Annotated in this window: 21 protein-coding genes; 19 read left to right on the forward strand and 2 right to left on the reverse strand. The window is 44.7% G+C overall.

The window, feature by feature from the left end:
* Positions 1–69 precede the first annotated feature (69 nt).
* Both LGT40_RS08365 and LGT40_RS08370 read right to left on the reverse strand, forming a co-directional pair.
* Entirely contained in the window at positions 70–1,134 is a 1,065-nt protein-coding gene (locus LGT40_RS08365) for a zinc-dependent alcohol dehydrogenase (RefSeq protein ID WP_226070263.1), read from the reverse strand.
* A 127-nt stretch (positions 1,135–1,261) separates the two neighbouring features.
* Positions 1,262–3,391: an EAL domain-containing protein gene (locus LGT40_RS08370; RefSeq protein WP_226070264.1), complete on the reverse strand. Its 2,130-nt coding sequence runs from the start codon at positions 3,389–3,391 to the stop codon at positions 1,262–1,264.
* A gap of 488 nt (positions 3,392–3,879) precedes the next feature.
* Here LGT40_RS08370 and LGT40_RS08375 point away from each other — a divergent pair, with 488 nt between their 5' ends.
* The 19 genes from LGT40_RS08375 (at position 3,880) to LGT40_RS08465 (ending at position 25,803) form a co-directional block, all read left to right on the forward strand.
* Positions 3,880–4,116, forward strand: coding sequence for a KGG domain-containing protein (locus LGT40_RS08375; RefSeq protein ID WP_226070265.1), 237 nt, complete (start codon positions 3,880–3,882; stop codon positions 4,114–4,116).
* 749 nt (positions 4,117–4,865) lie between these two features.
* Positions 4,866–5,414, forward strand: a complete 549-nt coding sequence (locus tag LGT40_RS08380) for a sigma-70 family RNA polymerase sigma factor (RefSeq protein ID WP_226070267.1) — start codon at positions 4,866–4,868, stop codon at positions 5,412–5,414.
* Between the two features lie 19 nt (positions 5,415–5,433).
* Complete coding sequence (locus tag LGT40_RS08385) at positions 5,434–6,399, forward strand: FecR domain-containing protein (protein WP_226070269.1); 966 nt, start codon at positions 5,434–5,436, stop codon at positions 6,397–6,399.
* 152 nt (positions 6,400–6,551) lie between these two features.
* Entirely contained in the window at positions 6,552–10,073 is a 3,522-nt protein-coding gene (locus LGT40_RS08390) for a TonB-dependent receptor (protein WP_226070271.1), read from the forward strand.
* Between the two features lie 171 nt (positions 10,074–10,244).
* Positions 10,245–11,201, forward strand: a complete 957-nt coding sequence (locus LGT40_RS08395) for a hypothetical protein (protein WP_226070273.1) — start codon at positions 10,245–10,247, stop codon at positions 11,199–11,201.
* 67 nt (positions 11,202–11,268) lie between these two features.
* Positions 11,269–13,521 (forward strand): calcium-binding protein, encoded by a 2,253-nt coding sequence (locus LGT40_RS08400; RefSeq protein WP_226070274.1) that lies wholly within the window; start codon positions 11,269–11,271, stop codon positions 13,519–13,521.
* Positions 13,522–13,600: 79 nt separating this feature from the next.
* Positions 13,601–14,071: a type II secretion system major pseudopilin GspG gene (gspG, locus tag LGT40_RS08405; protein ID WP_226070275.1), complete on the forward strand. Its 471-nt coding sequence runs from the start codon at positions 13,601–13,603 to the stop codon at positions 14,069–14,071.
* A gap of 12 nt (positions 14,072–14,083) precedes the next feature.
* Positions 14,084–15,280, forward strand: coding sequence for a type II secretion system F family protein (locus LGT40_RS08410; protein WP_226070276.1), 1,197 nt, complete (start codon positions 14,084–14,086; stop codon positions 15,278–15,280).
* Positions 15,277–16,992, forward strand: a complete 1,716-nt coding sequence (locus tag LGT40_RS08415; RefSeq protein ID WP_226070277.1) for a GspE/PulE family protein — start codon at positions 15,277–15,279, stop codon at positions 16,990–16,992. Before LGT40_RS08410 ends, LGT40_RS08415 begins: the two co-directional genes overlap by 4 nt.
* Positions 16,973–17,848, forward strand: coding sequence for a hypothetical protein (locus tag LGT40_RS08420; protein WP_226070278.1), 876 nt, complete (start codon positions 16,973–16,975; stop codon positions 17,846–17,848). Before LGT40_RS08415 ends, LGT40_RS08420 begins: the two co-directional genes overlap by 20 nt.
* On the forward strand, positions 17,845–18,357 hold the full coding sequence (locus LGT40_RS08425; RefSeq protein WP_226070279.1) for a hypothetical protein: 513 nt from the start codon (positions 17,845–17,847) through the stop codon (positions 18,355–18,357). Before LGT40_RS08420 ends, LGT40_RS08425 begins: the two co-directional genes overlap by 4 nt.
* A gap of 4 nt (positions 18,358–18,361) precedes the next feature.
* Complete coding sequence (locus LGT40_RS08430) at positions 18,362–18,922, forward strand: type 4a pilus biogenesis protein PilO (RefSeq protein ID WP_226070281.1); 561 nt, start codon at positions 18,362–18,364, stop codon at positions 18,920–18,922.
* Positions 18,923–19,411: a hypothetical protein gene (locus LGT40_RS08435; protein WP_226070284.1), complete on the forward strand. Its 489-nt coding sequence runs from the start codon at positions 18,923–18,925 to the stop codon at positions 19,409–19,411.
* Positions 19,412–19,440: 29 nt separating this feature from the next.
* Complete coding sequence (locus LGT40_RS08440) at positions 19,441–21,351, forward strand: secretin GspD/PilQ domain-containing protein (RefSeq protein WP_226070286.1); 1,911 nt, start codon at positions 19,441–19,443, stop codon at positions 21,349–21,351.
* Positions 21,352–21,353: 2 nt separating this feature from the next.
* The gene (locus tag LGT40_RS08445; RefSeq protein ID WP_226070288.1) at positions 21,354–21,836 is read left to right on the forward strand and encodes a prepilin-type N-terminal cleavage/methylation domain-containing protein; all 483 of its coding nucleotides are present in this window, start codon (positions 21,354–21,356) and stop codon (positions 21,834–21,836) included.
* Positions 21,836–22,222, forward strand: a complete 387-nt coding sequence (locus LGT40_RS08450; protein WP_226070290.1) for a type II secretion system protein — start codon at positions 21,836–21,838, stop codon at positions 22,220–22,222. Before LGT40_RS08445 ends, LGT40_RS08450 begins: the two co-directional genes overlap by 1 nt.
* Entirely contained in the window at positions 22,209–22,688 is a 480-nt protein-coding gene (locus tag LGT40_RS08455) for a type II secretion system protein (RefSeq protein ID WP_226070292.1), read from the forward strand. The genes LGT40_RS08450 and LGT40_RS08455 overlap by 14 nt, the downstream gene beginning before the upstream one ends.
* A 30-nt stretch (positions 22,689–22,718) precedes the next feature.
* Complete coding sequence (locus tag LGT40_RS08460; RefSeq protein ID WP_226070294.1) at positions 22,719–24,446, forward strand: type I secretion system permease/ATPase; 1,728 nt, start codon at positions 22,719–22,721, stop codon at positions 24,444–24,446.
* A gap of 22 nt (positions 24,447–24,468) precedes the next feature.
* A complete protein-coding gene (locus tag LGT40_RS08465) occupies positions 24,469–25,803 on the forward strand; it encodes an HlyD family type I secretion periplasmic adaptor subunit (RefSeq protein WP_226343190.1) in 1,335 nt (444 codons plus the stop codon).
* Positions 25,804–25,806: the final 3 nt, after the last annotated feature.

Genomic DNA, 25,806 nt, shown 5'->3' on the forward strand with positions numbered 1-25,806 from the left:
TTCTTCGCTGTAGCGTTTTTTCATTTTGAGATCTCCAACTCCCATAGTTTATTGGAAATCTCATCAATGTCATGGCTCTAAATTCGGGGGAAAGGTCAGTTTGATAATTCCATTTTTTACATGCTCAAACAGTCGTGGCCACTGTTTTTTAACAGCTGCCTGATTACCCCGAAGGGTGATTCCTTTATTCATAATATTGCCGATAGGGACAAGGGCGTTCACCGGACCATACACACCAATAACAGAAACAATGCCACCTTTCTTTACTGAATTAATTGCCCAGTGAAGGGCGGTGGTGGCACCACCTTGCAACATTAATTTCCGGCCTAATAATGTATTCATAGCACTACCGGAAGCCTCACATCCCACTGCGTCGATACACACATCTGCTCCCAGTGAGTCTGTGGTTTTTTTCAGGAAAACTACCGGGTCTTCAAGTTCTTTGAAGTTATAGACTTCACATTGAGCATAGTCTTTAACAAACTCCAGTCGATAATCCAGATGATCAATTACAATGACTCTGGCTGCACCAAATAGCCACGAGCATTTGGCTGCCATAATTCCTATTGGACCAGCACCAAAGACGACCACCGTATCACCTTCCTGAATGCCACCCATTTCAGCAGCTTGATAACCGGTTGGCACCACATCCGTCATCATCACTGCATCGTTAAGGCTCATCCATTCGGGAATAACCGTAGGTCCCACATCGGCATAGGGAACACGAACGTATTCAGCCTGACCGCCATGATATCCACCGGCTGTATGGGAGTAGCCGAAAATACCTCCCACAGCAGTGGCTTGAGAATTCGCCTCATGGCAATTGCCATAGAGTTGTTGACGGCAAAAAGCACATCGTCCACACGCAATATTAAATGGCACCATCACGATGTCGCCGACTTTGACATTCTGTACCTCGCTGCCAACTTCGACTATTTCACCGACAAACTCATGCCCGAATGTTGAGCCTACACGGGTATCAGGGACCAATCCGTGATAAAGGTGCAAGTCCGAACCGCAGATACATGAACGTAAAACACGAACAATCGCATCTTCTGGATGTTCAATTTCAGGGTGGGGTTTATTCTTGTCAGCGCGGACTCGATAAGGCCCGCGATAATTCATTGCCAACATAAGATTTCCTTTTGTTAATAGTGATAAATGACCATTAGCATGAAAAATTCAACATTGATCGAGCTAGAGAGTCAGCTTCATTTAAAGCGGGAGGCAACTGACTAAGGCCTTATTACAGCAAGAGTTATTACTGCTGACGTAAATATTGTGCTTCAAATATCTTTGGGTGAACCGCCTTGTTATAAAAAAATCCCTGGACACACTCGCAGCCATTTTCTTTCAGAAAATCGGCTGTGCATATATCTTCAACGCCCTCTGCCAGAACCCGGATGCCTAAGTTTTCTCCCAATGAAATAATGGTTTTAATAATGGATTTTTTCTCATGATTACTGGTGACATCACGAAGAAAGCGTTTATCAATTTTCAGTTCATCTACTGGTAGCTCTTGTAGATAACTCAAGGAAGAGTAGCCAGTGCCAAAGTCATCTACTGAAATCTCGATGCCTAACCCTTTAAGCGCGTTAATTTGCTCAATAGCACCAGCTATATGCGTCATCAATAACGATTCGGTTATCTCAAGCTGTAACCATTTCGGTTGTAATTGATAGAGCTCAAGCAGATCGGAAATATGTTTCACCAGATGGTTACGACGCAATTGAACAATGGAAACATTGACTGAAATTCGTAAGGATGGATAACCGGCATTTTGCCAAATTCGTAATTGATGACAGGCCTGAGAAAGTACCCAATCGCCTATCTCAATCATCAGGTCACCGTGTTGTTCGGCTACAGGAATAAAACGGGCCGGGGAGACTTGTCCAAGTTCAGGATGTTCCCATCTTAAAAGTGCTTCGGCTCCTTTTACTTTCCCGGATGAAAGTGAAATCTGTGGTTGAAAATTTAAAGCGAGTTGGCCTTTTGATAATGCCTGCTTCAGATGGATTTGTAACTGATGACGTTCTTCCAGATCTCGAGTCATCAGATCGGTAAAAAATTTTCCCGTATTACGACCCTCAGCTTTCGCTCTTTTACTTGCTGTTTCTGCTTGCATGAGAAGTTGATGAGGATCCTCGCCATCAACAGGATACATGCTGATACCAATGCTTGCGGTTAAATTGATGACGTTGCTGTCGATTTTAAACGAGCGACGGATACAGTTGTGTATGGTTTCACAGATTACTGCGGCAGCGTGTTTATCCTCCACTTCTGCAAAAAATGTAAACTCATCGTTTCCTGCTCTGCAGGCATTTTCCGGAGAGGTGATGCACGAACCTAATCTCTCGCCAATCTTTTTGAGCAATGCATCTCCGGCAGCTCGACCCAACATATAATTTGTATCTTTGAATTGATCGATATCAATATGAAAGATTGCAATATTCTGCTGTGGGACTTCAGCCTTTGCTAGAGATTGATAAAGACGTTTAACTAACATTGCTCGGTTTGGTAAGCCTGTTAAAGCATCATGTGCAGACAGGTAACCGAGCCGTTGAGTAAGAGAACTTATTTCGCTTATATCCCGAAAGGTCGTAACGGCTCCTATCAGTTCACCAGAACTAATCCTTAGCGGCGCTGCAGTTTCCTCGGCGGGAATAAGTATGCCATCGGCACGTTTCAATAAAACATCAGGACCTCGATGCGTCATTTGGCCATTTTCAATAGCACAGAGTGCAGCGCACTTTAGCCGTTCTTTTGTCATTTTATCCAGAGTAACCATAATATCGTTGACTTGTTGACCCATCGCGTCATCAAGTGAACAACCCAAAATTGTTTGTGCGGCAGGGTTGATATAGTTGATTATTCCATCAGGCTCTGTACAAACGACTCCATCACCGATGCATTCTAAAGTAACTCTTAAACGTTCTTTTTCGCTGTTCAGTCTGTGGTTTGTCTTGGAAATATAATATGTCACAGCCTCAAGAACAGACTCATCCAACGCTTCATTTAAGAAAGCAATTTCATCGTCACTTAAACCTTCAATATGAGGAGAAAGATGGCTGAAAATGACTCTTCTTAATAAACTGTATTCTCGAGTAATTTCTTCTAGGGTAAAGCCAAGTTCCCTACGTTGCTTGGCATGATGTTTAGGCCATTTCCGGGGCACCTTGGGGCTATCGTGATTGCTACTAACCTGTTCAGCACTGATTGCGATACTTTCTAATAACTCCGGCATCCTGTTTTGTTGCTGCTTATCTGATAAATGATAAGCCGCAGAAATTTTTTGCTTACTGAGTTTCCCCCAGGCTTCAAGGATTTTTTGATGCTCATGACGCAAAAATACATGAAGACTCAGAGAGGAATAGTTAGATTTTTCTTTCATCACAACAGTCCAGGAAATGATAATGCTTGCGGGTGATAGTAAGTAGCTAAATAAACAACGACGACACGCTACTTACATATGGAGTGAATCAACTGACTGGAATTTTTAAAGTAGTAAAAATAAATGCCATCAGAATTAATAATTGCATAGCCATTTATTTAGCAAGCAATCAATGTTCCAGTCAGAGCCATCGGTAATATTCGAGGGGGGATCTATTTAAATGCTCTCATCATTTGAAGCAGAGCTTGATGAAATTTGTAAAAAATTCACAGACCCCTGAAATAACTAATCAAGTTCAAATTGATGAGCTAGAGCGGTATAAGAGCATTCATAAAATTTTTCTACACTCGTCATTTCCCATTTTGATTTGAGTACACGTCTTTTTCCTAGTAAATAATTCATGTTGGCATCCATATTGCGTTAACCCTCATGACAACTACAATTTTGCCAGTTGTCGCAAAATTTTTAATCATTTGGAGGAAACTATCATGTCAAAAGATGATCGTGGTTTTGGCTCAATGGATGAAGATAAACAAAGAGATATTGCTTCAAAAGGCGGTAAAGCAGCCCATGAAAAAGGCACAGCTCATGAGTTTGATTCCGAAGAAGCACGTAAAGCAGGAAGCAAAGGTGGCAAAGAGGCTCATGAAAGAGGTACTGCCCATGAGTTTGACTCAGAAGAAGCTAGTAAAGCAGGTCAAAAAGGTGGCCGAAACAGTCACTAAACCATTGTTTGATTTCTCAGCTTAAACTCCTCAGCCGATCTTTATTTGTCTAAGATCGGGATTTAAAACTCCGGTGCATACACTGCATCGGAGTTTTTTTTGGTCCACTCTTTCAAGCTAAGACATCCGTACCCTTGAACTTAAATCGTTAATAAAGAAATCGATTGATCAGATACAAGGTAAATCATCAGAGTATGACCCGATCATTGATGCCAACCAATCAGAAACATCTGGCCCGTATAAAAACAGAAAATAGAGATTTACAAAAAGTATGGATTTAACCTGATCGAGTTCTAGAATGAAGAGGTTCAAAATCTGGATGATATTCTGCAAGTAATGCTGCTCAAATCTGGAGTATGGACATATTAAAATGGTTAATTTTTAAACAAAGGCAATTGCTGCCTCCAATTTGTTGTAGCTCATCATGAACGAGCGGACTAAAACACTTAAATTACCTGAATAAAGAAAAACTTAGCCTTCCAACTTCGGATGACTAAAATTAATTTTCAATCTCAAACCCAGTCATACCACGGGATATATATCGAAAAACTATTTATAAATGTTCCTTTGTAACTTTAGGATTATTTCCTATATTTATTCACCCTCTTTACGTAGTAAATTGATGCCACTGTGTGATTCGTTTCACAGACTTGGCCTACATGGTAGTGGTTTGGGATCTGGTCAATTAACACCACTACAGGCGGGCGAATGATAGAAATTCGCTCAACATGTTTACTGGGAGAGGTCGCTTGAGTACTACCGCTATATATCAGGAAGCAGATATCTGCTCAGTGAATACTATTACTCAAACAAAAAATTCACTGATTACAGAACTGTATCAAACACATAACAGCTGGCTAATGGGCTGGCTTTGTAAAAAGCTGGGTTGTAGTTTTGATGCCGCCGATCTGATGCAAGATACTTTCTCCCGTGTCCTGCAAAAAGATGATCTGAGCAATATCAAAGAACCTAGAGCTTACCTCACCACCATCGCCCATGGCTTAATGGTGAATCATGTCAGACGTCGTGATATTGAAGCGGCCTATCTTGATGAAATTGCAAACTTGCCTCAGGCAGAAGCGCCTTCACCCGAAACCATCAATATCATGATTGAAACCCTGACCAAAATTGATGAGATGCTCGATGGGTTGCCAAGCAAAATTCGTAATGCGTTTTTATGGTTTCAGTTAGAAGGTTTAAGCCATGCCCAAATCGCAGAAAGATTATCGGTTTCTGTCAGTTCTGTTCGTCAATACATTGCCAAGGCCTTATTACACTGCATTACCATGACGGCTTAGATGTTGGATCCAGCTTAAAATGGCACAGCTTAATACCAAAGCCCTTCGTGATGCGACGAACTGGTACGTTCATCTCACCTCAGGAGAAGCCACTGATAGTGATCGTGCGCAATGGAAAGCATGGATAAACGCCGATCCCGAACATAAATTTGCCTGGCAACAAGTTGAAGAAGTCACCAAAACTTTTATGGGGCTCAATTCAAAAACCAGCATTGCTGTGCTCAATCGAAGTTATACACCCGTATCCAGCACCAGAAGACAGGTGCTCAAAAACCTCAGTCTGCTTTTTGCGTTTAGTTCTGCCGGTTGGCTTACTTACAGGGAAAAGCCCTGGTATCACTTTATGGCGGACTACACCACCGCAAAAGGCGAAATCCAAACATTCAGATTGGACGATGGCAGCAAACTGGTGTTAAACACCGATACCAAGGTGTCGATTCACTTTGACGAACAAGTCAGAATCGTCAGACTGCTGCAGGGAGAGGTCTATGTTGAAACCGCTCAAGAAACTAATCCGCTTTATCGTCCATTTATCGTTCAGACCATGCATGGCACCGTCACGGCGTTAGGCACCCGGTTTAGTACCCGCATTTATAACAATCGCAGTTGCGTTAATGTATTTGAAGATGCCGTGGAAGTGAGACCAATTGATGGACTTGGCGATAAAGTCGTGGTCAATGCTGGTGAAGAAGTGAAATTTACCTCGATGCTGTTCCAGCAAAAAATGCTATTTGATATGTCAGCAGCTGATGCCTGGACCAAAGGTTTTATCATCGTCGATAACATGCCGCTGGTAAAAGTCATCGACGAATTATCACGATACCGCCACGGTGTGGTGCGTTGTGATCCTGCTATTGCTGATTTAGAAATCTCAGGTGCTTTTCCAATCACCGATGTGGATGCTGCATTACTCAGCATCGCTAAAACACTTTCTATTCGTATTGAAAGTTTCACGCCCTATCTGGTCATGCTCAAACCTGCCTAAGCAGAGAGGGGCTGTTGATCTTTCATAGCCCCTCAGAAAGACCAATAGACCCTCGTATTCAAAAAACTCAAAAATAATTTCAAAAAAAATTGTCACTTTCCGATTTTCGATTGGCATAGCTAATAGAACAATAAAATAAGATCGGAGAGAGAATGTTGAATTTGCACACACAGGGCAAACTCTGCCTGAAGAAAAAGTTTTATCGTTATCTATCAGTTGCCTCACTGAGTATGGCCTCAACCTTACCGTTGAATCATATCGTCATGGCAGCAGATGAAACTGTGCAGGAAGCACCCAGAAAAAGCTATTCCATCCCAGCGGGTCCATTAAGTAAAGCGATTTCGGACTACGCCGCTGAAACCGGCGTGCGATTAACCTTTGATCCCTCCATCGCCAAGGACAAACAAACCAAAGGTTTAGATGGCGAATATTCTGTTAATGAAGGCTTTAACCGTCTCTTAAAAGACAGCGGTCTTGAAGCAATTGATGATCAAGACGGTGGTTATTTTCTGGTTCCGGCGTTACCTACTTTAGGCGAAGGAACCTTGACCCTGGAAAAGGTAGACGTTCGTGCTCAACGCTTCTATGAAGTGGGTCCATTACCTGGTCTAGGTCTGACCAAAGAACAAATCCCCGGAAACGTGCAAAGCATCAGTGCTGAAGAAATTAAAGAAGCCCGTTCTTTAAGCATGACCGATTTATTTAATTCAAAGCTGCAGGGCGTCACGGTCAACGATTATCAGGGCAATCCCTTCCAAATGGATTTGCAGTACCGAGGTTTTACAGCAGGCCCTCAAATCGGTACACCACAAGGCTTGAGTGTTTTCATGGATGGTATTCGCTTGAATGAACCCTTTGGCGATGTCGTCAACTGGGACATGATTCCGATGAATGCTATTTCTGCTGTTGATGTGTTTCCTGGTTCCAATCCGATCTTTGGTCTCAATACCCTGGGTGGGGCGTTCACCATGAAAACCAAGGATGGTTTTAATAATACAGAAACCGATATTCAAGTGTTAAAAGGCTCATTTGGCCGTGAACAATTGATGGCTGAAAGTGGTTGGAATAACGGCACCATCGCCTTCTTCGGTGCGGGCAGTTTTTTTATGGAAGATGGTTGGCGGGAGAAATCACCCAGTGAAGTCAATCAAGCCTTTGGTAAAGCAAGTTATCGTGGTGATCGGCTAGATCTGCATTTTAGTACCTTATTAGTAGAAACAGATTTAGTGGGTAATGGTTTAGTCCCAACTCAAATGTATGAGCAGAATAGAGATGGTGTTTTTACTTCTCCGGACACAACAGAAAATTCATTACAGCAGTTTCAGTTATCGGGCGCTTATCAGGTCAATGATAAATTCTCTATTACGGCGCAAGTCTATCGCAGAAATAGCAAACGAAAACAGCAAGGGGCGGATGTTTATACAGACTTTGAGAATCAGGTCGCTAGAAGAAACTTAAATCCGGGTGAGCAACATACCTGTCTTTTCACCAGTACAAATGACTACAAACTACCGGATTATTATCTGGTTCCGGTGCAAAATGGTGATTTCTGGTCCGATCCTGATTTATTGAATTTTGCCTTTACGGGTTCAAGCCAGGATGCATTTGCCAATTTACCCGCCAGCTATGGGCAATACTTAAATGCAGAACTACCTGAATATTACTTGAATACTGCACAATACGGTTTTAATGGTCCATTTAATAATTTTGCTCAGAACGCAATTTTCATTCCGGGGGCTGACTATACTCCTCCTGAGCTAGACGGCGAGCCCACTGATTATTCCGGTGGGCAAAAATCATACATATATGCACCTCAATCGAATTTAGCAACCCTAAAATTTGAATCGTCGTTTGAGACTGTTTTTATGGCGGATCAGTCTTTTTATTTCTACACCCCTGATACCGCAGAATATGGTGATTTAACCCCCGGTGATGGGGTTGGTGTAAAACATATGATGCTTATTTTACCCCCAACAAACGCAGATGAGTGTCAAGGGGATATAGGTGACGATGACTTGATCATTACAGATTCTGAGGGGCTCGCAGTAACGGTAGACGGCGCTTACTATGGAGAGACAGGGACTGGTTATGCTGATGGGACACCCACGGCAGTATTTACTAACACAACTATTGATCAAGTCACTGACGGTGCCTCTATCCAATTCAACTGGAACTTGGATAAACACAAATTTATGGTGGGGGCTTCAATAGACACGCCGTCAGCGGAGTATAAAAGCGGACAGATGTTAGGCATGCTGGATGCGAACCGTAATGCGTATCTGGCGCCGGATGAAATTCGTGATCAGTATGCGGCCGCCAGCACGGAAATCAGTAACAGTAACTTTTCAGGCGATCAAGTTACCAAAAGCATCTTTGCAAGTGATACCTGGAGCCCGGTTGAAACCCTGCATATCACTGGTGCTCTTCGTTATAACGAAACACAAGGTGAAAACAAAATTGCCGCAAGAAGTTACGGTAGCCGGGTCTGGAATTTAGCACAGTATGTAGCTTCTCCTAATAATTGGTATGCATGCAGTCCAGGAGAAGATTGTCCGACAGGCTATATCGTGCCGGATGCATCAAACCTATTGAATGATGCGGAGAAGGAAGATTTCAGTTATTACTCGTTGAATCCTTCACTAGGCGCTGCTTGGCAGGCGACACCCGATCTCAATATTTATGCAAATTGGTCCCAGGGCACACGGGTACCCTCTGTTATTGAGTTGGGCTGTGCTTTTGATGACACGCCCATGTACTTACCTGATGGGAGTTATAGAGGCCCTAAAAGTCTTATAGAAAATCGCTCTTGTGACCTGCCGACCACCTTGTCAGGTGACCCGTACTTGCCACAAATCAAGGCGACTAGTTGGGATATGGGTATCCGCGGACGTTTCAATGACAATGTTGAATGGAATCTGGGCGCTTACCTTACCGAGCTTAAAGACGATATATACATGATCGGCTTCCCCGGTAATCGTAACTTTTTTGACACCATTGGTGATACCCGTAGGCAAGGTCTGGAAGCTGGAATTACAGCTGCTTTCGATAAATGGAATTTTCAGTTGAACTATGCGATGACAGAAGCCACCTTTCAGAACACCTTCTGGATGCCAGCGAACGACAACAGCAGTTCGGTGGAAGACTTCTACGGCAATTATGATTACAGCCGCATGATTGAAGTGAAGCCGGGGGACCGTATGCCAGGGGTTCCTTTGCATAATTTGAATGCGACAGTGGCTTATAACGTGACACCCAAATGGCAAGTCGGTCTGACTGCCATTGCCCATTCATCCAGTTATGTTCGTGGCAATGAAAACAATAAACATCAAGCTGGTGCAGTTATCACGGATACAGTTGATATGGGTGGTACACCAACTAAAGTCAATAGAAAAGCGGCCCTAAGTAATGGTGAAGTGCCTGGTTATGTCACGTTCAATTTCCAAAGCACCTACAGCTTTAATGAAAATTTGAGTATCAATCTATTGGTGAACAATATTTTTGATACTGAATACTTCAGCGCTGGTTCGTTGGGTCGCAATCCATTCTCACCTGCTACTTATGGTGCTACCAGTCAAAGTGGTTACAACCATAATTCCTTGGAATGGGATACGGACAATTTTGTTGCGCCAGGTGCCCCACGTGGGGGGTGGGTCAGCCTGAGATGGCGATTTTAGAAATGATTTTTCAATTTAGGGAAGGTTATTAAGGCGGTGCATTTGTGACTGCCATACAAGGGATTCAATCACAGCCTCGGTAAGTATTGAGCCACGAACTATAGGTTGTGATGAATAGGTGCTGCAGACAGCCACAAATGCCTGCTTATTTTATAATAGATGGAGTTTATTATGAAAAATATTAAGTTGAAGCTGGCAATTGTCAGCGCGCTCGGATTAACCGCATCACATGTATTTGCAACTGGCTTTGTTGCTTTGCCTAATACGGGATTTACCGTTTCTGGCGGTACCAGTGCATATACCTTATGCAATACAACAGGTGACTTTGGTTCAGGTATTCCAAGTAACCCTACCACCTCTACAAATAATACCTGCGCAGTTTTCCCAACCACAGAGAACAGATCTCCCGGTAATTCTGCAGATTATACCGGGGCTCGCGTATTTCCAGTTGCGGGCTCTACGAACAGTATTATCGTTAACAATACATACACCGGTGGAGTTAATAAATCGATTGGTAACTATCGTGATTATGTATGGCGCAGTGATGATAATAGTGAATGTATTTACGGTGTAAAAATTGAACTTAACAGTACGGACTACAACGTCGCAGCAGGCACTCAAAACTTTGAGGTAAATGATGTAGCTCGTGGTGGTTGGTCTGGTCTGAATGTTTCTGCAGCATATTCTACAATCCCATCCATCGCTTCACCTGTCTACCGAATTGGTTTGACTTATACCGCTGTTCAACACAGACCTGGTGATGATGATCAACCATTGACCGGTCTTGGTTCAAACCCCTCGATCAATGGTCTGAACTCCTGGCCTGGATCTGCTTCATCAACACAACAACTAGCGGATATTGATGATAATTGGGTCGTTTTCACCACGGATGCTAATTTCCTTGATGATGATGGCAGCACCACCGCCAACTCTGGTATGTACTACGTCAAAAGTGATGTTTGTCCTGCAACCCCATATACACAGGTTAATAACGCTATCAGGTTGCGTCAAACATTTCAGGAACGTGCAGGTGATGGTGTCACCGACAATAGTTTTATTGAAATATCACTACCTGGTTATGCGCCAACAGGAGCTGTTCTGACTCCGGCACATACTAATCCTTACTAAACACTAACGCATGGGGCACTTATTTGAGTGCCCCATGACTCAATTTATTGGATTAAAGGATTTAAACATGGCTATTAAAATATTTAACTCTACTGAAACTTCCTACACAGGAACTTCAAGTTCAGATCAGATTGTTGGCAATGATTTAGGCAATTTTATTGATGGTGGTGCCGGTAATGACATCATCATTGGTGGTAATGGAAATGATTACCTGTTTGGAGGCAGCGGTAACGATATCATTTCTGGTGGTGCTGGCGATGATTTCATTATCGCAGAATCTGGAAATAATATTATTTCAGGTGGTGATGGAAATGATGCCATTGAGACGGGTGATGGTAATGACATTATTTCCGGTGATGCTGGTGACGATATCATTTACGGTTTTGGAGGTAATGATGTTATTTCTGGTGGTGAGGGTGATGATGTCATTTATGGTGGTGAGGGTGATGATGTCCTTAGCGGTGGCGATGGCTACGATATTGCCGAAGGTCAAGGTAGTACTGCTGGAGATGAGACCGTAACAGGTAATCTATATTTTGTATCATCTGAAGATATCTTGCTCGGCGGCAGCGGAAATGACACTTTTGTTATCGGTGAAGAATTCGAGGAAATAACCTACATTCAGGGTGGTGTTTCAGGATTGGATAATTCAGGTGATGCTGCACGTTATATCAATGTCAGTGAACTGGAAGGTGAAGAAGAGGAAGAAGAGGGTGGCGAGGAAGAGGAGGAACTCGTCGTTTTGGATACGGTAACTGGTGAATATGTTGAAATCGAAGATCAGGAAATGTCTGAAGAGATTGAGACTGATGTTCGTCTTAATCTCGCCACGCGTCCGGGGTCTTCTGAGATCAACACGGCAGCCACAACTGTTGCTGGATACAACGCCGTAGATAAACTGAAATTCACAGAGAGTGGTGATTTTGATGAATCTTTGTCGTTTACTGGCATCGAACGCATCGAATTAAACAGTGGCGTTAATATCACCCTGTCTTCTGAGCAATTTGAAAATAATGGCGAATCTCTTAGCCTAGGCTTTTTGAACCCAGGCACTCATGTATATGGTGTTGCTGGCGGTGAAAGTGAGTCTGTGACTGTAGAACTAGAGTTCGAAGAAGCTGAATTCGAACCGGACGAAGACATCGTAGGTGCGGTTGAAGTCGAATATGACGCGGCTGAATTTTCAGTAGAAGAATATTCTGTTGCCAATCTGTTTCATAACGTCGACATGATCTACGACGCCAGCGAAGGCGAAGCAGGCAGCTTTACGCATGTATACGGTGGCAATGAATCAGCTGGTGCTACTGAAACCGTTTATGGCAGTGCTGGCGTCGACTTCGGTGTCATGAATGGTGGTAATGATACTTACTACGGCGCTGATGGTAATGATGTGCTGATTGGTGGAAGTGGTGCTGATGCGCTGTATGGAGAAGATGGCGATGACATCTTTGAAATCGGTGGTTTTGGTACTGGTGTATCAGGTACCACATCGGCTGCAGATGATGGTCAGCAAGAATGGATCGCGACAGGTGCGGAACATGATCTGATTGTTGGTGGTGATGGTGTTGATACCTTGCGTATTACCACAGGCATCGGTGCTGATACTAAAGCGAACGGCACAATTGTGTTAAACGATGCCAATTTCCAAAGCATGGAAGTCGTTCAGGTCGGTGCTACGGTTGACCAACTGAATGTTGAAAATGATGCATTGCAGATGCTGAATGATCATTACTACTTCCAAGCCAATGGCAATGTCGATGACCTCAGCAATACTTTAGGCAATAACGGCGGCACCATTAACAACGTGGTTGTTGATGCGTCTGGCGTAACAGCTAATGGTCTGCGTTTTGAGGGTAATGCCGATGACAATACCTTTATCGGTACAACTCAGGACGATGTCTTTGTTAGCAATAGTGGTGATGATGTCCTAACCGGTGGTGCCGGTGCTGACACCTTTGTGTTTGGCAAAGTGCACGAGCAGGTTGTTACTGGCGATGATGATGAAGTCCAAACCTATACCGATACAGCGTTTGAATTAAGCGGTATCGACTTTATCACTGACTTTATGAGTGGTTTGGACAAAATTGCTCTTAATACCGACATGTTCAGTTCGTTGACCGTAGGTGGTTTTTCCGCAGGTAATTTAGTGGTTGGATCCGGTGCAAGTGCCGGTGATGCGGATGACTTCTTATTGTTTGATACCTCAACATTTGCTCTAAGTTACGATGCCGATGGTAGTGGTGCTGGAGCTGCATTCCAGTTTGCTACGTTAGATGGTGTGACGTCATTTAGTGCTACAGATGTGGAAGTTTTTGCTTAAGCGTTGAGCGAAGGGTGTGCCTGTTTTCCCCAGTCAGGTACACCCTTTTTTTTAAACTTAACCATTAATCGAGAAAGCCATGTCAGAACATTTATTTTTTAGCAGAAGTACCGCTTTTTCTAACCAAACTGCAAAGACTCAACAAGGTTTTACGTTGCTTGAATTGCTGGTGGTAATGGTCATTATTGGCTTGTTGGCCGGCTATGTCGGGCCGAAATATTTTGCTCAAATTGGAAAATCCGAAGTGAAAACCGCCAAGGCGCAAATTGAAGCGTTAGGCAAAGCCTTGGATCAATATCGGCTGGATGTAGGCCATTACCCAAGTACTGAACAAGGTCTGGCTGCGTTAAATACGCCACCGGGAAATGAACGTAAATGGCAGGGGCCATACCTGAAAAAAGCAGTACCCAATGATCCTTGGGATAATCCGTATCACTACCAGATGCCGGGTGCTCATGGTCAATATGATGATTATGATTTGTGGTCGTTAGGCAGTGATGGTGCCAGCGGCGGCAAGGACACAGCTGCCGATATCGTGAGCTGGCAGTAGGTGCTTTAGTTTATGAAGTTTACCTTGAAAGTGATCCAAGGTGATGCCATCACGCTAATGGAGATGGAAGCTGGCAATGCGTTGCAAGCTCGCTCGTTGGCGGAGCAACAAGGGCATCATGTGCTTTCGGTAAATCAGCGCAAGGCTGGGCCGATCAAATTCAATCTGGCCGGTCTGAAAAAAACCAAATTCAATGTGATGTTATTCAGCCAGGAATTACTGGCATTAATTGAATCAGGATTAAGTCTGGTTGAGGCCATCGAAGCCTTGGCCGAGAAAGAAACACACGCTGAGTCAAAAGCGGTGTTAAATCAAATCAAGGCTTCTTTGTTTGATGGACAGCCGCTTTCGGCTTCATTAGAAAAGGTGCCCGACGTTTTTACTCCACTTTATATAGCACTCATCCGGGCCAGTGAACGCACCGGTGATATGCAAGTCGCGTTAAGCCGCCATGTAGCGTATCAATCTCAGGTTGATGCGATGAAAAAGAAAATTGTCTCAGCGGCAATCTATCCAGTATTACTGCTGGTAGTTGGCGGTCTGGTAGTGTTGTTTTTACTGGGCTATGTGGTGCCCAAATTCAGCGTGATTTATGAGAGCACCAATGCTGATCTGCCCTGGCTATCTCAGTTATTACTTAGCTGGGGCCGTTTATTACATAGCCACGGAACCGAAGCCTTTGCGGTTTTTATTATCAGCAGCTGTGTGTTGGTCTATGTGTTGAGCCGACCGTTTGTTCGCCGAGTGATCATGGCCAAAGCCTGGCAAATTCCCAAGTTGGGCGAAACACTTCGAATCTATCAACTCGCTCGATTTTACCGAACTTTAAGCATGTTGCTGCGTGGTGGGATTCCTTTAATGACGGCGATGCAGATGGTGTCGTCATTATTGCAGCCCCTGTTACGCAGTAAACTGGCATTCGTTGCCAACGATGTGAAAGAAGGCAAACCGTTATCAAGTGCCATGGAAATGCATGGGCTGACCACATCCATTTCAGTGCGTATGTTACGAGTGGGTGAACGCACCGGTCAGATGGGCGACATGATGGAACGCATCGGCATCTTTTATGACGATGAAATTGCCCGAGCAGTCGAATGGTTTACCAAATTACTTGAGCCAGCCTTGATGATTATTATTGGTTTGGTGGTGGGGTTGGTGGTGGTGTTGATGTATATGCCGATTTTTGAATTGGCAGGGAGCATCCAATGAACACGGCTTATCAAGCAACATTACAACCCAAGTCTGAAAAGATCGATTCAGTGTTAACGGCAGAGCAATTGCAACAAGCAAAAAAGCTCGCCGTGCAAACGCAGCAACCGCTATTAACAGTGCTAGAAGATATCAGCAATTTAACGCCCGATTTGTTTGTTCAAGCTTTGGGCCAATTGGTGCACTACCCGGTACTGACTATTTCCCAGCTATATGACCTGCAACCGGACTTTACCGTGTTGCCATTTACTCAGGCCGAAAAATTAGGCTGCATTGCAGTTCGCGATCAGCAACATACCTTATATATAGTCCACGCCAATCCGTTTGAAGCCAATTTGCCCAGCAAAATCGATCTGCTGATTGCCGAAACTGTGGTTTGGGTATTAGCCCACAGCGATGATTTAAACGTTTATCTAGCCCACCATGAAACCAGTATGCGGGCGTTGGGCGAGGTCAACTCAAATCATGGCGAACATACCAATGAACAACATGGCTTGGAGGATATTTCGCTTCGCTCTATTAGCGAAGATACCAGCCCGATTGTGAAGTTTGTCCGTTCAACGCTTTACGATGCGCTTAAGTCAGGGGCAAGTGATATTCATTTGGAAACCGATCAACACGGCCTGAAGGTGAAATACCGTATTGATGGTGTTTTGAGTCATGTCGGTGGAATTCAAGGTGCTGCCCAGGCAGAACAGGTTATCTCACGGGTCAAGGTGATGTCGGAGCTGGATATTGCCGAGCGACGTATTCCACAGGATGGCCGTTTTAAAATTCTGGTATTGGGTCGTGAGGTGGATCTTCGGGTATCGATTATGCCCAGTGTGCTCGGAGAAGATGCCGTATTACGGGTTTTGGACCGACAGGCATTAAGCGAAGAGGCACAGGGCCTGAGTCTGGATTTGCTGGGCTTTGCCCCCGACATCATGGCGCGGTTTCGTTTATTAGCCGAAGAACCCTATGGCATGTTGCTGGTTACCGGGCCAACTGGTAGCGGTAAAACCACCACCTTGTACGGCATTATTTCTGAAATAAATCACGGTACCGACAAGATCATCACCATTGAAGATCCGGTGGAATATCAACTTCCCGGCGTATTACAAATACCGGTGAATGAGAAAAAAGGCCTGACTTTTGCTAAAGGTCTGCGTTCTATCTTACGTCACGACCCCGACAAAATTATGGTAGGCGAGATCCGTGATAACGAAACCGCACAAATTGCAGTGCAATCTGCCTTAACCGGCCATTTGGTGTTAACCACCGTGCATGCTAATAACGTGTTTGATGTGATTGGCCGATTTACCAATATGGGCGTAGATCCCTACAACTTTGTTTCAGCGATGAATGGCATTTTGGCGCAGCGACTGGTGCGGGTGAATTGCCCACATTGCCTGGTCGACGATAACCCTGACACCGCTTTGATCGAAAAATCAGGTTTAACTTTGGAACAAGTCAGCGACTTCACCTTTAAAAAAAGCAAGGGCTGTGGACAGTGTCACGGCCTGGGTTACAAAGGCCGCAAAGCCATCGCGGAATTGCTTTGTTTCAACGATCACATCCGAGAATTGATTGTGACCAGAGAGCCGGTTCGCAAGATCAAAGAAGCGGCTTATGCCAATGGCACCAAGACTATGCGTGAAGCCGCATTGCTGTTGGTCAATCAGGGTGAGACAACGTTAGAGGAGATTAACCGTGTTACCACATTGGCTTAGTTGGATGAAAGATGAGCTGAATGTGTGTATTCGGCCCAACAGTCTTATTTTACGGCGCTTTAAAGGGCTAACCGGTAAAACCACCTGCGTTGATCAGCAGAAGATCGTTTTGAAAAAGACGATGAGTCAGGCCGAGGTTGAATCAGGCTATTTAGCCAAAGTTCTTAAAGAAGCGCTGAACGTAAAACGTTGGCAAGCCTCTACAGCCACCATTGTGGTCGCCAATCATTTAGTGCGGTATGCGGTGATTTCATGGAACCCGGAAATCAAAACAGCCGATGAGTCCCAGGCGTATTTAAATCATTATTTTATCAGCGTGTATGGTGACGCCGTGGCGAGCTGGAATAAATGTCAAAGCCCGGCTTCGTATGGTCAAAAGTCGTTGGCCAGTGCGATGCCACAGGCGCTGTTACAAACCGTGCACGATGTTTTTTCACCCATGATGATTCGCTTTGAATCGGTTCAACCGTATTTAATGCATGTGGCCAACCAGGCACTGGCGGTGATTAAAAAACAGAATCTGCAAAGTGCATGCTGGTTAGTGCTTATCGCTGATGGTCGGTTATGTCTGTGTTTGATGATAGAAGGTGAGTGGTGCTGGGTAAAAAATGTGCAGCAGGAAACAGATGTTATTGCACAAATAGCCATGCTCATCCAACGCGAAGGTTTGATGAACAACGAGATCGAGAAGCTGATAAAAAAAGGGCGTCAGTTACCGATGTTAGTGTATTGGCCTGATTTGCCATTGAACCAAAGAATACATATGCCAAACCATCGGGTGATTAGGCTGGCCTCTTCAAAACTATTCACCACCGATCCGGCAGAAAACCACATAGCCAGGTTAATCACACCATGAAAATGATTAGCCTGAATCACAGTTTGCAAGCCTCTCACGCTAATCCGATAGCTAATGCGCTGTTGTTTATCAGTGTGGTGATGCTGTTAATCAGCCTGTTCTTTTTGCAGCGTAGCAGTGTGACCTTGCAGCAACTCGAAAATGAACAATCTGAATATTCGCGTGCCGCGGATAACAACTCGGTGACAGTAAAACTCAGCGAAAAGGAACAAGCGGAATTAGAGGCGGTAAAAGCCGCCATCAACGATATTGTTATGCCTTGGCCACGTTTGTTCAGTGCTTTGGAAACCTCCAGATTGGAAACGATTAATGTGCTTTCTGTTGAGCCAAATATCCGATCCAAAAGCTTTCAGGTAACGGCAGTGACTTATCCGGTGGAAGAAATACTGACCTATATCACTCAGCTTAAACAGCAGGATGAATTCACCGCTGTGAGTTTGATTTCAACTGAGTCAGTCAGAGTGGATGGTCAAAATGCTACCCAGTTTGAACTGTTAGTGCTGTGGTGAGGGTATGACACAGAGCAAACCCATGAATGCAAAAATGCAGTGGCTGACATATCAACTGCGTCGATTAGGTTGGCAAGGACAGTTGGCCATTCTGTTATTGGTCGCAACGGTGGTTATCTTTTTTATCGTTCAGTCTAATAACGCTGATGCAGACAGACTGCAGTTGGTGGTTGAGGATCTGCAACGTAGCGTGCCGGTCGAGATCAAACGCGAGAAACAATCTAACTACATCGCGAAACGTTTTTATCAGGCTTTACCCTCTGAGAATGAAGCGAATCAAAAAATTGCCGATGTTTTGACCCTGATAGAAAAGCATGGTCTGGCCTTGAATCGATCAGATTATTCGACTCGTGCTATTCCGCAGTCATCCATGGTGTTGTACCAGATCAAATTCCCTCTGGTTGCACAGTATCCAACCATCCGTAACTTTGTCACCGAAGTGATGAATAGCCAGCGAACCATCGCATTAAGCCATATCAACTTTAAGCGTGATGATCTCAACAGCGACGTGGTTAGTGCCAACCTCGAATTTGTTTTATATACCAAAGCAGCAGGGAAAGAGTAAGTGCAAAGCATCAAAAACTATTTGGTATGGATAGGCTTGGCAATAACGTTGCTCATGGTTTATTTGGTTGAGCAGCAGGAAGACGACATTGAAGCAGTTGAGGTGAGGGCGCCTGAATCTGTGCAAGTTCAACCGTTACTAAACACTCAGATTGATACCACAAATGAGGATGTTCAGTTACGCACACCGATTATCGAAACCCCGAAAAACCTGTTTGCCGTACCTCAAATAGCTGAGCCGGAACTAGCGGTAGATCCTCAACCTAGCCAACCAGTTATGCCAGCCAATCCTTATATCTATGTTGGAAAACTGATCGAGGATGGCGAAATGCGCGTGTTTTTGACCAATGGGCAGAAAAATTATGTTGTAAAAACTGGCGATACGCTGGAAGACACATGGCAAGTTAAATCTATTGAGTCGACGGAAATGATTCTAGTTAACTTGCCAACCCAAACCCAAGTCAGTGTGAAAATTGGAGCGTTACTTTGAGATTAAATAGGGAGTTTTGTTGGTTAACGATGCTAAAACGCAGTAGTTTGCTGATTGCCATGCTGTGTTTGCAGAGCTGTTCCGCCATGTCATCGCATCAGAAACAGGAGCAGGTTGATCTAGAGTTTGATGAGGCCAGGCAAATGCTTGCTCAGGGCCACTTAGACGCTGGAACGCAAAAACTGGCCGCATTGGTTCAACAATATCCCGACAATGTTCATTACAGAAATACCTTGAAAATGCATCAGGATTTAGCAGTAGCCCAACGTATAAAATCTGCCGAAATTCTATTAAAACAAGGCGACTTGGGTGAATCCGAATCACAGTTTCAAAATATTTTAATCACAGCTCCTGAAAATCAACGGGCTTTGAATGGATTAAAAAAAGTCGCCATCGCGCAAAAGCATCAAACGTTACTTAACAGTGCTGAGCAGGCTTATGCAGAACAGGACTTTGATACAGCGCGATCTTTATTAAGAGCAATCCTGGCGGAAGATACCACCCATGAAGAAGCCAGAATCTTGTTTGAAAAGATCGACCAGCAGGCCATGGACAAGGTCAATAATGTTCCTCAAATCACCACAGCCTTTAAACAATCGGTCAGCCTGGAATTTAACAATGCGCCCATCAAATCGGTGTTTGAATATATCGGTAAAGCCGGAGATTTGAACTTCACCTTTGACCGTGAACTCAGCGATAGCATGCTGACCAGCGTCATATTACGCAATACGCCTATCAGTGATGCCATTGAAACCATTCTGACGACTAATCAGTTAGGCAAAAAAGTACTTAATGAAAACACGATTCTGATTTATCCATTAAGCCGTAGCCAGCAATATCAAGAGTTATACGTTCGCAGTTTTTACCTGAATAACATGGATGCTGAACAGGCGATGCTATTGGTTAAAACCGTGTTGCAAGTCGAAGAAGTGTATATCGATGAAAAGCTCAACACACTGGTGATGCGTGACACGCTGGATTCGATCAAAACGGCCGAAAAGTTAATTACCTCCCAAGATCTAGTTGAGCCGGAAGTGATGCTTGAAGTCGAGGTAATGGAAGTCAATCGCCGTAATCTGGAAGAAATTGGTATTCGTTACCCGGTGCAAATCGGTGTGGGTGTAGAAGGTGAGGATGAAATACCTGGCAGATTAAGCTTGGCCGAATTGAAAGAGTTTAATTCAGATTTGGGTGTATTTAGTATTACCGATCCGGTGCTGGCGTTGAATTTATTGCATCGCGAGACCGATACCAATTTGTTAGCCAATCCAAAAATTCGGGTGAAAAACCGCGATAAAGCCAAAATCCATGTCGGTGACAAAGTACCGGTACTGACCAGCGTGGCTAATTCCACGGGATTTGTTTCGCAATCGGTCAGCTACATTGATGTCGGTATTAAACTCGAGGTCGAACCGACGATTCTGATTCAGAATCAGGTCTCGATTGAAGTTGAGTTGGAAGTCAGCAATATCATTGATCAAGTGACCAGTAGTAGCGGTGTTTTAGCCTATTCGATTGGTAGCCGTAATGCGGTGACGACATTGCAATTAAAAGATGGTGAAACCCAGGTTCTGGCGGGGCTGTTCACCGATGATCGGCAGAATAATACTTATAAGATTCCAGGATTGTCCAACTTGCCTTTTGTCGGCCGATTTTTTACCGATATCAGCACGGATAAGCAGAAAAGCGAAATCGTTCTGCTGATAACTCCACGTATTCTGCACAACATTGTGCCAGCCAATTCGGTTTACACCGCTTTCCCTTCTGGCGTTAGTCAAGCAGCCCGTAGTGCTCAGATGCCTCAAGCACGTCCAATGGCACCTGTCGCTCAGAATCCGATGGCACCGATTGTGATCCAGACCGAACAAGATGAGCAGGAACGAAATGCGACAACTGCTGAAGAATTTGCCAGACAAATCCAAGCGCCTGGTGGCATGTAGTGATGACGATTCAGAAAAAAACGCAGGGATTTACGCTGATTGAACTGTTGGTGGCGTTGGTGTTACTGGCGTTAATCGTGACCTCTGCGGCACCGCTGATGCAAATGACCGTCAAGCGCAATAAAGAACAAGAGCTGAAACGGGCATTGTGGCAAATGCGTGATGCGATTGATGCTTATAAGGAGGCCGTTGAAGACGGCCGAATTGAAATGTCAGATGACAAATCCGGTTACCCGAGTTCGTTACAAGAACTGGTTGATGGGGTGGAAAATGCTCAAGACCCGGACAACAAAAAAATCTACTTCCTGCGCCGGATACCACGCGATCCGTTTGCCACCGATGACTCGTTAAGCAATGCCGAAACCTGGGGATTGCGAAGTTATGAAAGCTCTTTTGATGAAGGAGAGCCCGGTGAGGATGTGTATGACGTTTATTCACTCTCGAACGCCATTGGTATTAATAAACAACCTTATAAGGAATGGTGATGCGTAATAAACATTCATTTGCCGGTTTTACCTTAATTGAAATATTGGTGGTGCTGACCATCATTGCCATTTTGCTGACCTTGGTGGCACCGCGCTATTTTGATTCGGTCGATCGCTCGAAAGAAAAAGTGCTGCGGCATGACTTAATTGTGATGCGAAGCGCCATTGATCAGTATCTGGGCGACCGGAATGAATATCCGAATAGTCTGCAAGATCTGGTCGATGGTCGATATCTGAGAGAAGTACCCGTTGATCCCATTACCGATCGGCGTGATACCTGGGTTTTTAGCGAGCCTAAAACCAATGAATATGAAGGCAGCATTGCCGATGTGTTTAGCGGATCACCGTTGATTTCGTCAGAAGGAACACCTTATGCGGAATGGTAATTCACAGGCAGCCAATCGCGGCTTTATCCTGCTCGGCATGCTCTGTTTGCTGGTGATTTCGGGCTACATTCTGACTCAGGCCAGTGCCAAATGGAGTGATGTGGTCAAGCGTGAAAGAGAACAGGAACTGTTAAAGGTCGGCGATACGATCAGAAAAGCGATAGGTAGTTATTACCATGCCACTCCCGGTGTGGTGAAGCAGTATCCACCGACACTGGAAGCCTTACTCTACGACGACAGATTTCCCTCGCCCAAGAGGCATATTCGCAAGCTCTATATCGATCCCGTCACGCAACGTGAAGGCTGGGGCATTGTGGTTGCGCCCAATGGGGGAGTGATGGGCGTTAACAGTCTGTCGGGCGAAAAGCCGTTCAAACAGAAAAATTTTAGACCTATCTATCAGGATTTTGAGGATAAGGATTATTACGGTCAGTGGTATTTCGTCTATGTCGAAAATTATCTTTAAAACACTATCTTGCTGAAAATTGAGTGACTTATGAAACAGCCTTTAAAAACAGCAAAAAATGAAATCGCCGAAGCCTTATTAGCCTTTAAATCGGTGTTTATCACTGTGGGGCTTTTCAGTGCGATTTTGAATCTGCTGATGCTGGTGCCATCACTGTACATGCTACAGGTGTATGACCGGGTATTAAGCAGCCGCAATGAAGCCACTTTGTTAATGCTCACCCTTATTGTAGTGGGCGCGTACCTCATTTTAGGTGGTTTGGAATATGTACGGAGCTTTGTGCTGATTCGCGTGTCGTCAAAACTCGATACGGTGTTAAACAAACGGGTTTATACCGCGGCGTTTGAACAAAGCCTGAAAAGCAAAGGCACCAACGCTGGACAGTCATTACAGGATCTCACCACCATCAGGCAATTTGTTGGTGGTAATGGTTTGTTTGCCTTTTTTGATGCGCCCTGGTTTCCCATCTACATACTGATTATTTTCCTATTTGACACATCGCTGGGGCTGTTTGCATTAGCCGGTTCAATTGTATTGATCTTATTAGCCGTCATCAGTGAAGTTATTTCCAGAAAGCCGCTATCTGAAGCCAATACCATTGCGGTAAAAGCCAATAACCTCGCTACCAATAATCTACGTAACGCCGAAGCGATTGAGGCGATGGGCATGCTGGATAATCTGATGGGCCGTTGGTATCGATTGCAGCAACAATATTTAGCATTGCAAAGTGAAGCCAGTGATAAAGCGGCCTCAATTGGGGCGATGAGCCGTTTTATCCGTATCAGTCTCCAGTCATTGGTGTTGGGCCTGGGTGCGTTGCTGGTTTTGGAAAACAAAATTACCCCCGGCATGATGATTGTCGCCTCAATATTAATGGGCCGTGTTTTGAGCCCGGTCGAACAATTAATCAGTGTCGGCAAGACTTGGAATGCCACCAAGAGTGCTTATTCCCGGCTGAAGGAATTGCTGGTTGCTAACCCAGCTCGTGAAGCCGGTATGGAATTGCCAGAACCTATAGGATTGGTGTCGGTGGAAGGTATTACTGCGCTGCCTCCCGGTGCTCAAACAGCGGCCTTAAAAAATGTCAGCTTTGCACTGGAACCCGGTGATATTCTCGGTGTTATTGGGCCAAGTGGTGCGGGTAAGTCGACGCTTGCGAGGATTCTGGTTGGGGTATGGCCTACCCGAGCGGGCCAGGTTCGATTGGATGCAGTCGATATTTTCCAGTGGAACAAACAAGAGCTGGGGCCACATATTGGTTACCTGCCGCAGACGATTGAACTGTTTGCCGGCACGGTCAGTGAAAATATTGCCCGGTTTGGTGAAGTGGATGCCAACAAAGTGATATCTGCAGCCAAGCAGGCCGGAGTTCATGAAATGATCCTCCGGCTGCCAGATGGTTATGACACCTTGCTCGGCGACGATGGTGCAGGGCTTTCAGGTGGACAAAAACAACGTTTGGGATTAGCACGAGCCATCTACAACGAACCCGCTTTAATTGTGTTGGATGAACCCAATTCAAATCTGGATGAAATCGGCGAAAAAGCCCTCGCCGAGACAATTAAACAACTTCAAAAACAACGAAAAACCATTGTCATGATCACTCATCGATCCAGTGCATTGGCAGTCAGTAACAAACTCTTGCTGTTAGTCGATGGCACAGTTCAGTTATTTGGTCCTACAACCAATGTGATGAAAACCATCGCTCAGAAAAATAAAGAAAATCAACCCAGACCTCGAGCCTCTGCCGTTGCATAACAACATGGAAACGTTACCAAACATGCAAAACGAACATAACCAGTCACAAAACCAAGATGTGTTGACGTCACTGAATAAAGACATCAAAAAATTCACACGATTGGGATGGGGCATCGTTATTGCCGGTTTTGGCGGCTTTTTGATTTGGGCCTCAATAGCACCGTTAGATCAGGGTGTGCCGCTTAATGGCAAAGTTTCTGTCGCTACCAAAAAGAAAGCTGTTCAATATCAGGATGGCGGTACTGTGGAAGACATTTTAGTTAAGGAAGGCGATCTGGTGATGGCGGGTGAGGTGCTGGTGCGGATGAATAGCATTCAAGCCAGAGCCAATGCCGAGACCAATCGCGTGCAGTATTACATTGCCAAAGCCACCGAAGCGAGATTGATTGCTGAAAGAGATGATTTGGACACCATTGAGTTTCCCCAAATGCTGAAAGAGGTGGTGGATTACCCGCGTATTTCTAATTATTTGGGAGCACAAACCGAAATATTTACCTCGCGAAGAAGCACCTTACAAAGTGAATTATCGGTCATTGATGAAAATATTAAGGGATTGATCTCTAAAGCCGAAGGATTACAAGCTTCACGGGAAAATAAACTGGCGCAATTAACTTTTCTTAATGAACAGTTGACAGGAATTCGAGAACTGGAAAAAGAGGGTTATGTTGCTCGCAATCGCTTGCTGGAACTCGAACAGACGGTGGCTCAGATTAATGCGACTATCTCAGAAGATGAGGGCAATATTGCACAGGCCCGCAGTCAGGTGGCTGAGCTGAAATTGAGTCAGCTCAAATTGCGTCAGGAATATAAAGCTGAGGTACGTGAGCAGCTCTCGGAAGTTCAAAAACAGGTTGATGCACTCGGCAACCAGCTAACTGGCCTTGATTACGATCTGGAAAAGGTATTGGTGAGGGCACCGGTGTCGGGAACGGTGGTGGGCATGAATGTGTTTACCGAAGGTGCCGTGGTCGCGCCCGGTTTTACCATGATGGAAATCGTGCCCAGAGACGACAGTCTGGTGGTCGAAGGGCAACTGGCGGTGCATCTGATTGATAAAGTCAGCCCCGGCTTGCCCGTTGAGCTGATGTTCACCGCATTTAATCGAAACCTGACGCCACATATTCCGGGTGAGGTAACACGGGTTTCAGCCGACCGATTAATGGATGAGGTCACCGGATCTCCTTATTACCAGTTGATTGCCAAGGTCTCGCCCGAAGGCATTGATATGATGCCGGATTTGAGGTTACAACCCGGCATGCCAGTTGAGATGTTTGTCAAAACCGGCGAGCGGACCATGCTGAATTATCTGCTTAAGCCGATTATTGATCGTCTCAAACTTTCCATGTCAGAAGAGTAGCTT

This window comes from Methylophaga pinxianii (genome assembly GCF_020447225.1).
Lineage (GTDB): Bacteria > Pseudomonadota > Gammaproteobacteria > Nitrosococcales > Methylophagaceae > Methylophaga > Methylophaga pinxianii.

What these genes read in the sequence shown, in the direction of transcription:
- LGT40_RS08375 (WP_226070265.1), top strand. Translation starts at nt 3,880, where the DNA reads ATGTCAAAAGATGATCGTGGTTTTGGCTCAATGGATGAAGATAAACAA.
- LGT40_RS08440 (WP_226070286.1), top strand. Translation starts at nt 19,441, where the DNA reads ATGCTAAAACGCAGTAGTTTGCTGATTGCCATGCTGTGTTTGCAGAGC.
- LGT40_RS08365 (WP_226070263.1), bottom strand. Translation starts at nt 1,134, where the DNA reads ATGTTGGCAATGAATTATCGCGGGCCTTATCGAGTCCGCGCTGACAAG.
- LGT40_RS08460 (WP_226070294.1), top strand. Translation starts at nt 22,719, where the DNA reads ATGAAACAGCCTTTAAAAACAGCAAAAAATGAAATCGCCGAAGCCTTA.
- LGT40_RS08390 (WP_226070271.1), top strand. Translation starts at nt 6,552, where the DNA reads ATGTTGAATTTGCACACACAGGGCAAACTCTGCCTGAAGAAAAAGTTT.
- LGT40_RS08425 (WP_226070279.1), top strand. Translation starts at nt 17,845, where the DNA reads ATGAAAATGATTAGCCTGAATCACAGTTTGCAAGCCTCTCACGCTAAT.
- gspG (WP_226070275.1), top strand. Translation starts at nt 13,601, where the DNA reads ATGTCAGAACATTTATTTTTTAGCAGAAGTACCGCTTTTTCTAACCAA.
- LGT40_RS08385 (WP_226070269.1), top strand. Translation starts at nt 5,434, where the DNA reads ATGGCACAGCTTAATACCAAAGCCCTTCGTGATGCGACGAACTGGTAC.
- LGT40_RS08395 (WP_226070273.1), top strand. Translation starts at nt 10,245, where the DNA reads ATGAAAAATATTAAGTTGAAGCTGGCAATTGTCAGCGCGCTCGGATTA.
- LGT40_RS08370 (WP_226070264.1), bottom strand. Translation starts at nt 3,391, where the DNA reads ATGAAAGAAAAATCTAACTATTCCTCTCTGAGTCTTCATGTATTTTTG.
- LGT40_RS08430 (WP_226070281.1), top strand. Translation starts at nt 18,362, where the DNA reads ATGACACAGAGCAAACCCATGAATGCAAAAATGCAGTGGCTGACATAT.
- LGT40_RS08410 (WP_226070276.1), top strand. Translation starts at nt 14,084, where the DNA reads ATGAAGTTTACCTTGAAAGTGATCCAAGGTGATGCCATCACGCTAATG.
- LGT40_RS08465 (WP_226343190.1), top strand. Translation starts at nt 24,469, where the DNA reads ATGCAAAACGAACATAACCAGTCACAAAACCAAGATGTGTTGACGTCA.
- LGT40_RS08450 (WP_226070290.1), top strand. Translation starts at nt 21,836, where the DNA reads ATGCGTAATAAACATTCATTTGCCGGTTTTACCTTAATTGAAATATTG.
- LGT40_RS08415 (WP_226070277.1), top strand. Translation starts at nt 15,277, where the DNA reads ATGAACACGGCTTATCAAGCAACATTACAACCCAAGTCTGAAAAGATC.
- LGT40_RS08400 (WP_226070274.1), top strand. Translation starts at nt 11,269, where the DNA reads ATGGCTATTAAAATATTTAACTCTACTGAAACTTCCTACACAGGAACT.
- LGT40_RS08445 (WP_226070288.1), top strand. Translation starts at nt 21,354, where the DNA reads ATGACGATTCAGAAAAAAACGCAGGGATTTACGCTGATTGAACTGTTG.
- LGT40_RS08455 (WP_226070292.1), top strand. Translation starts at nt 22,209, where the DNA reads ATGCGGAATGGTAATTCACAGGCAGCCAATCGCGGCTTTATCCTGCTC.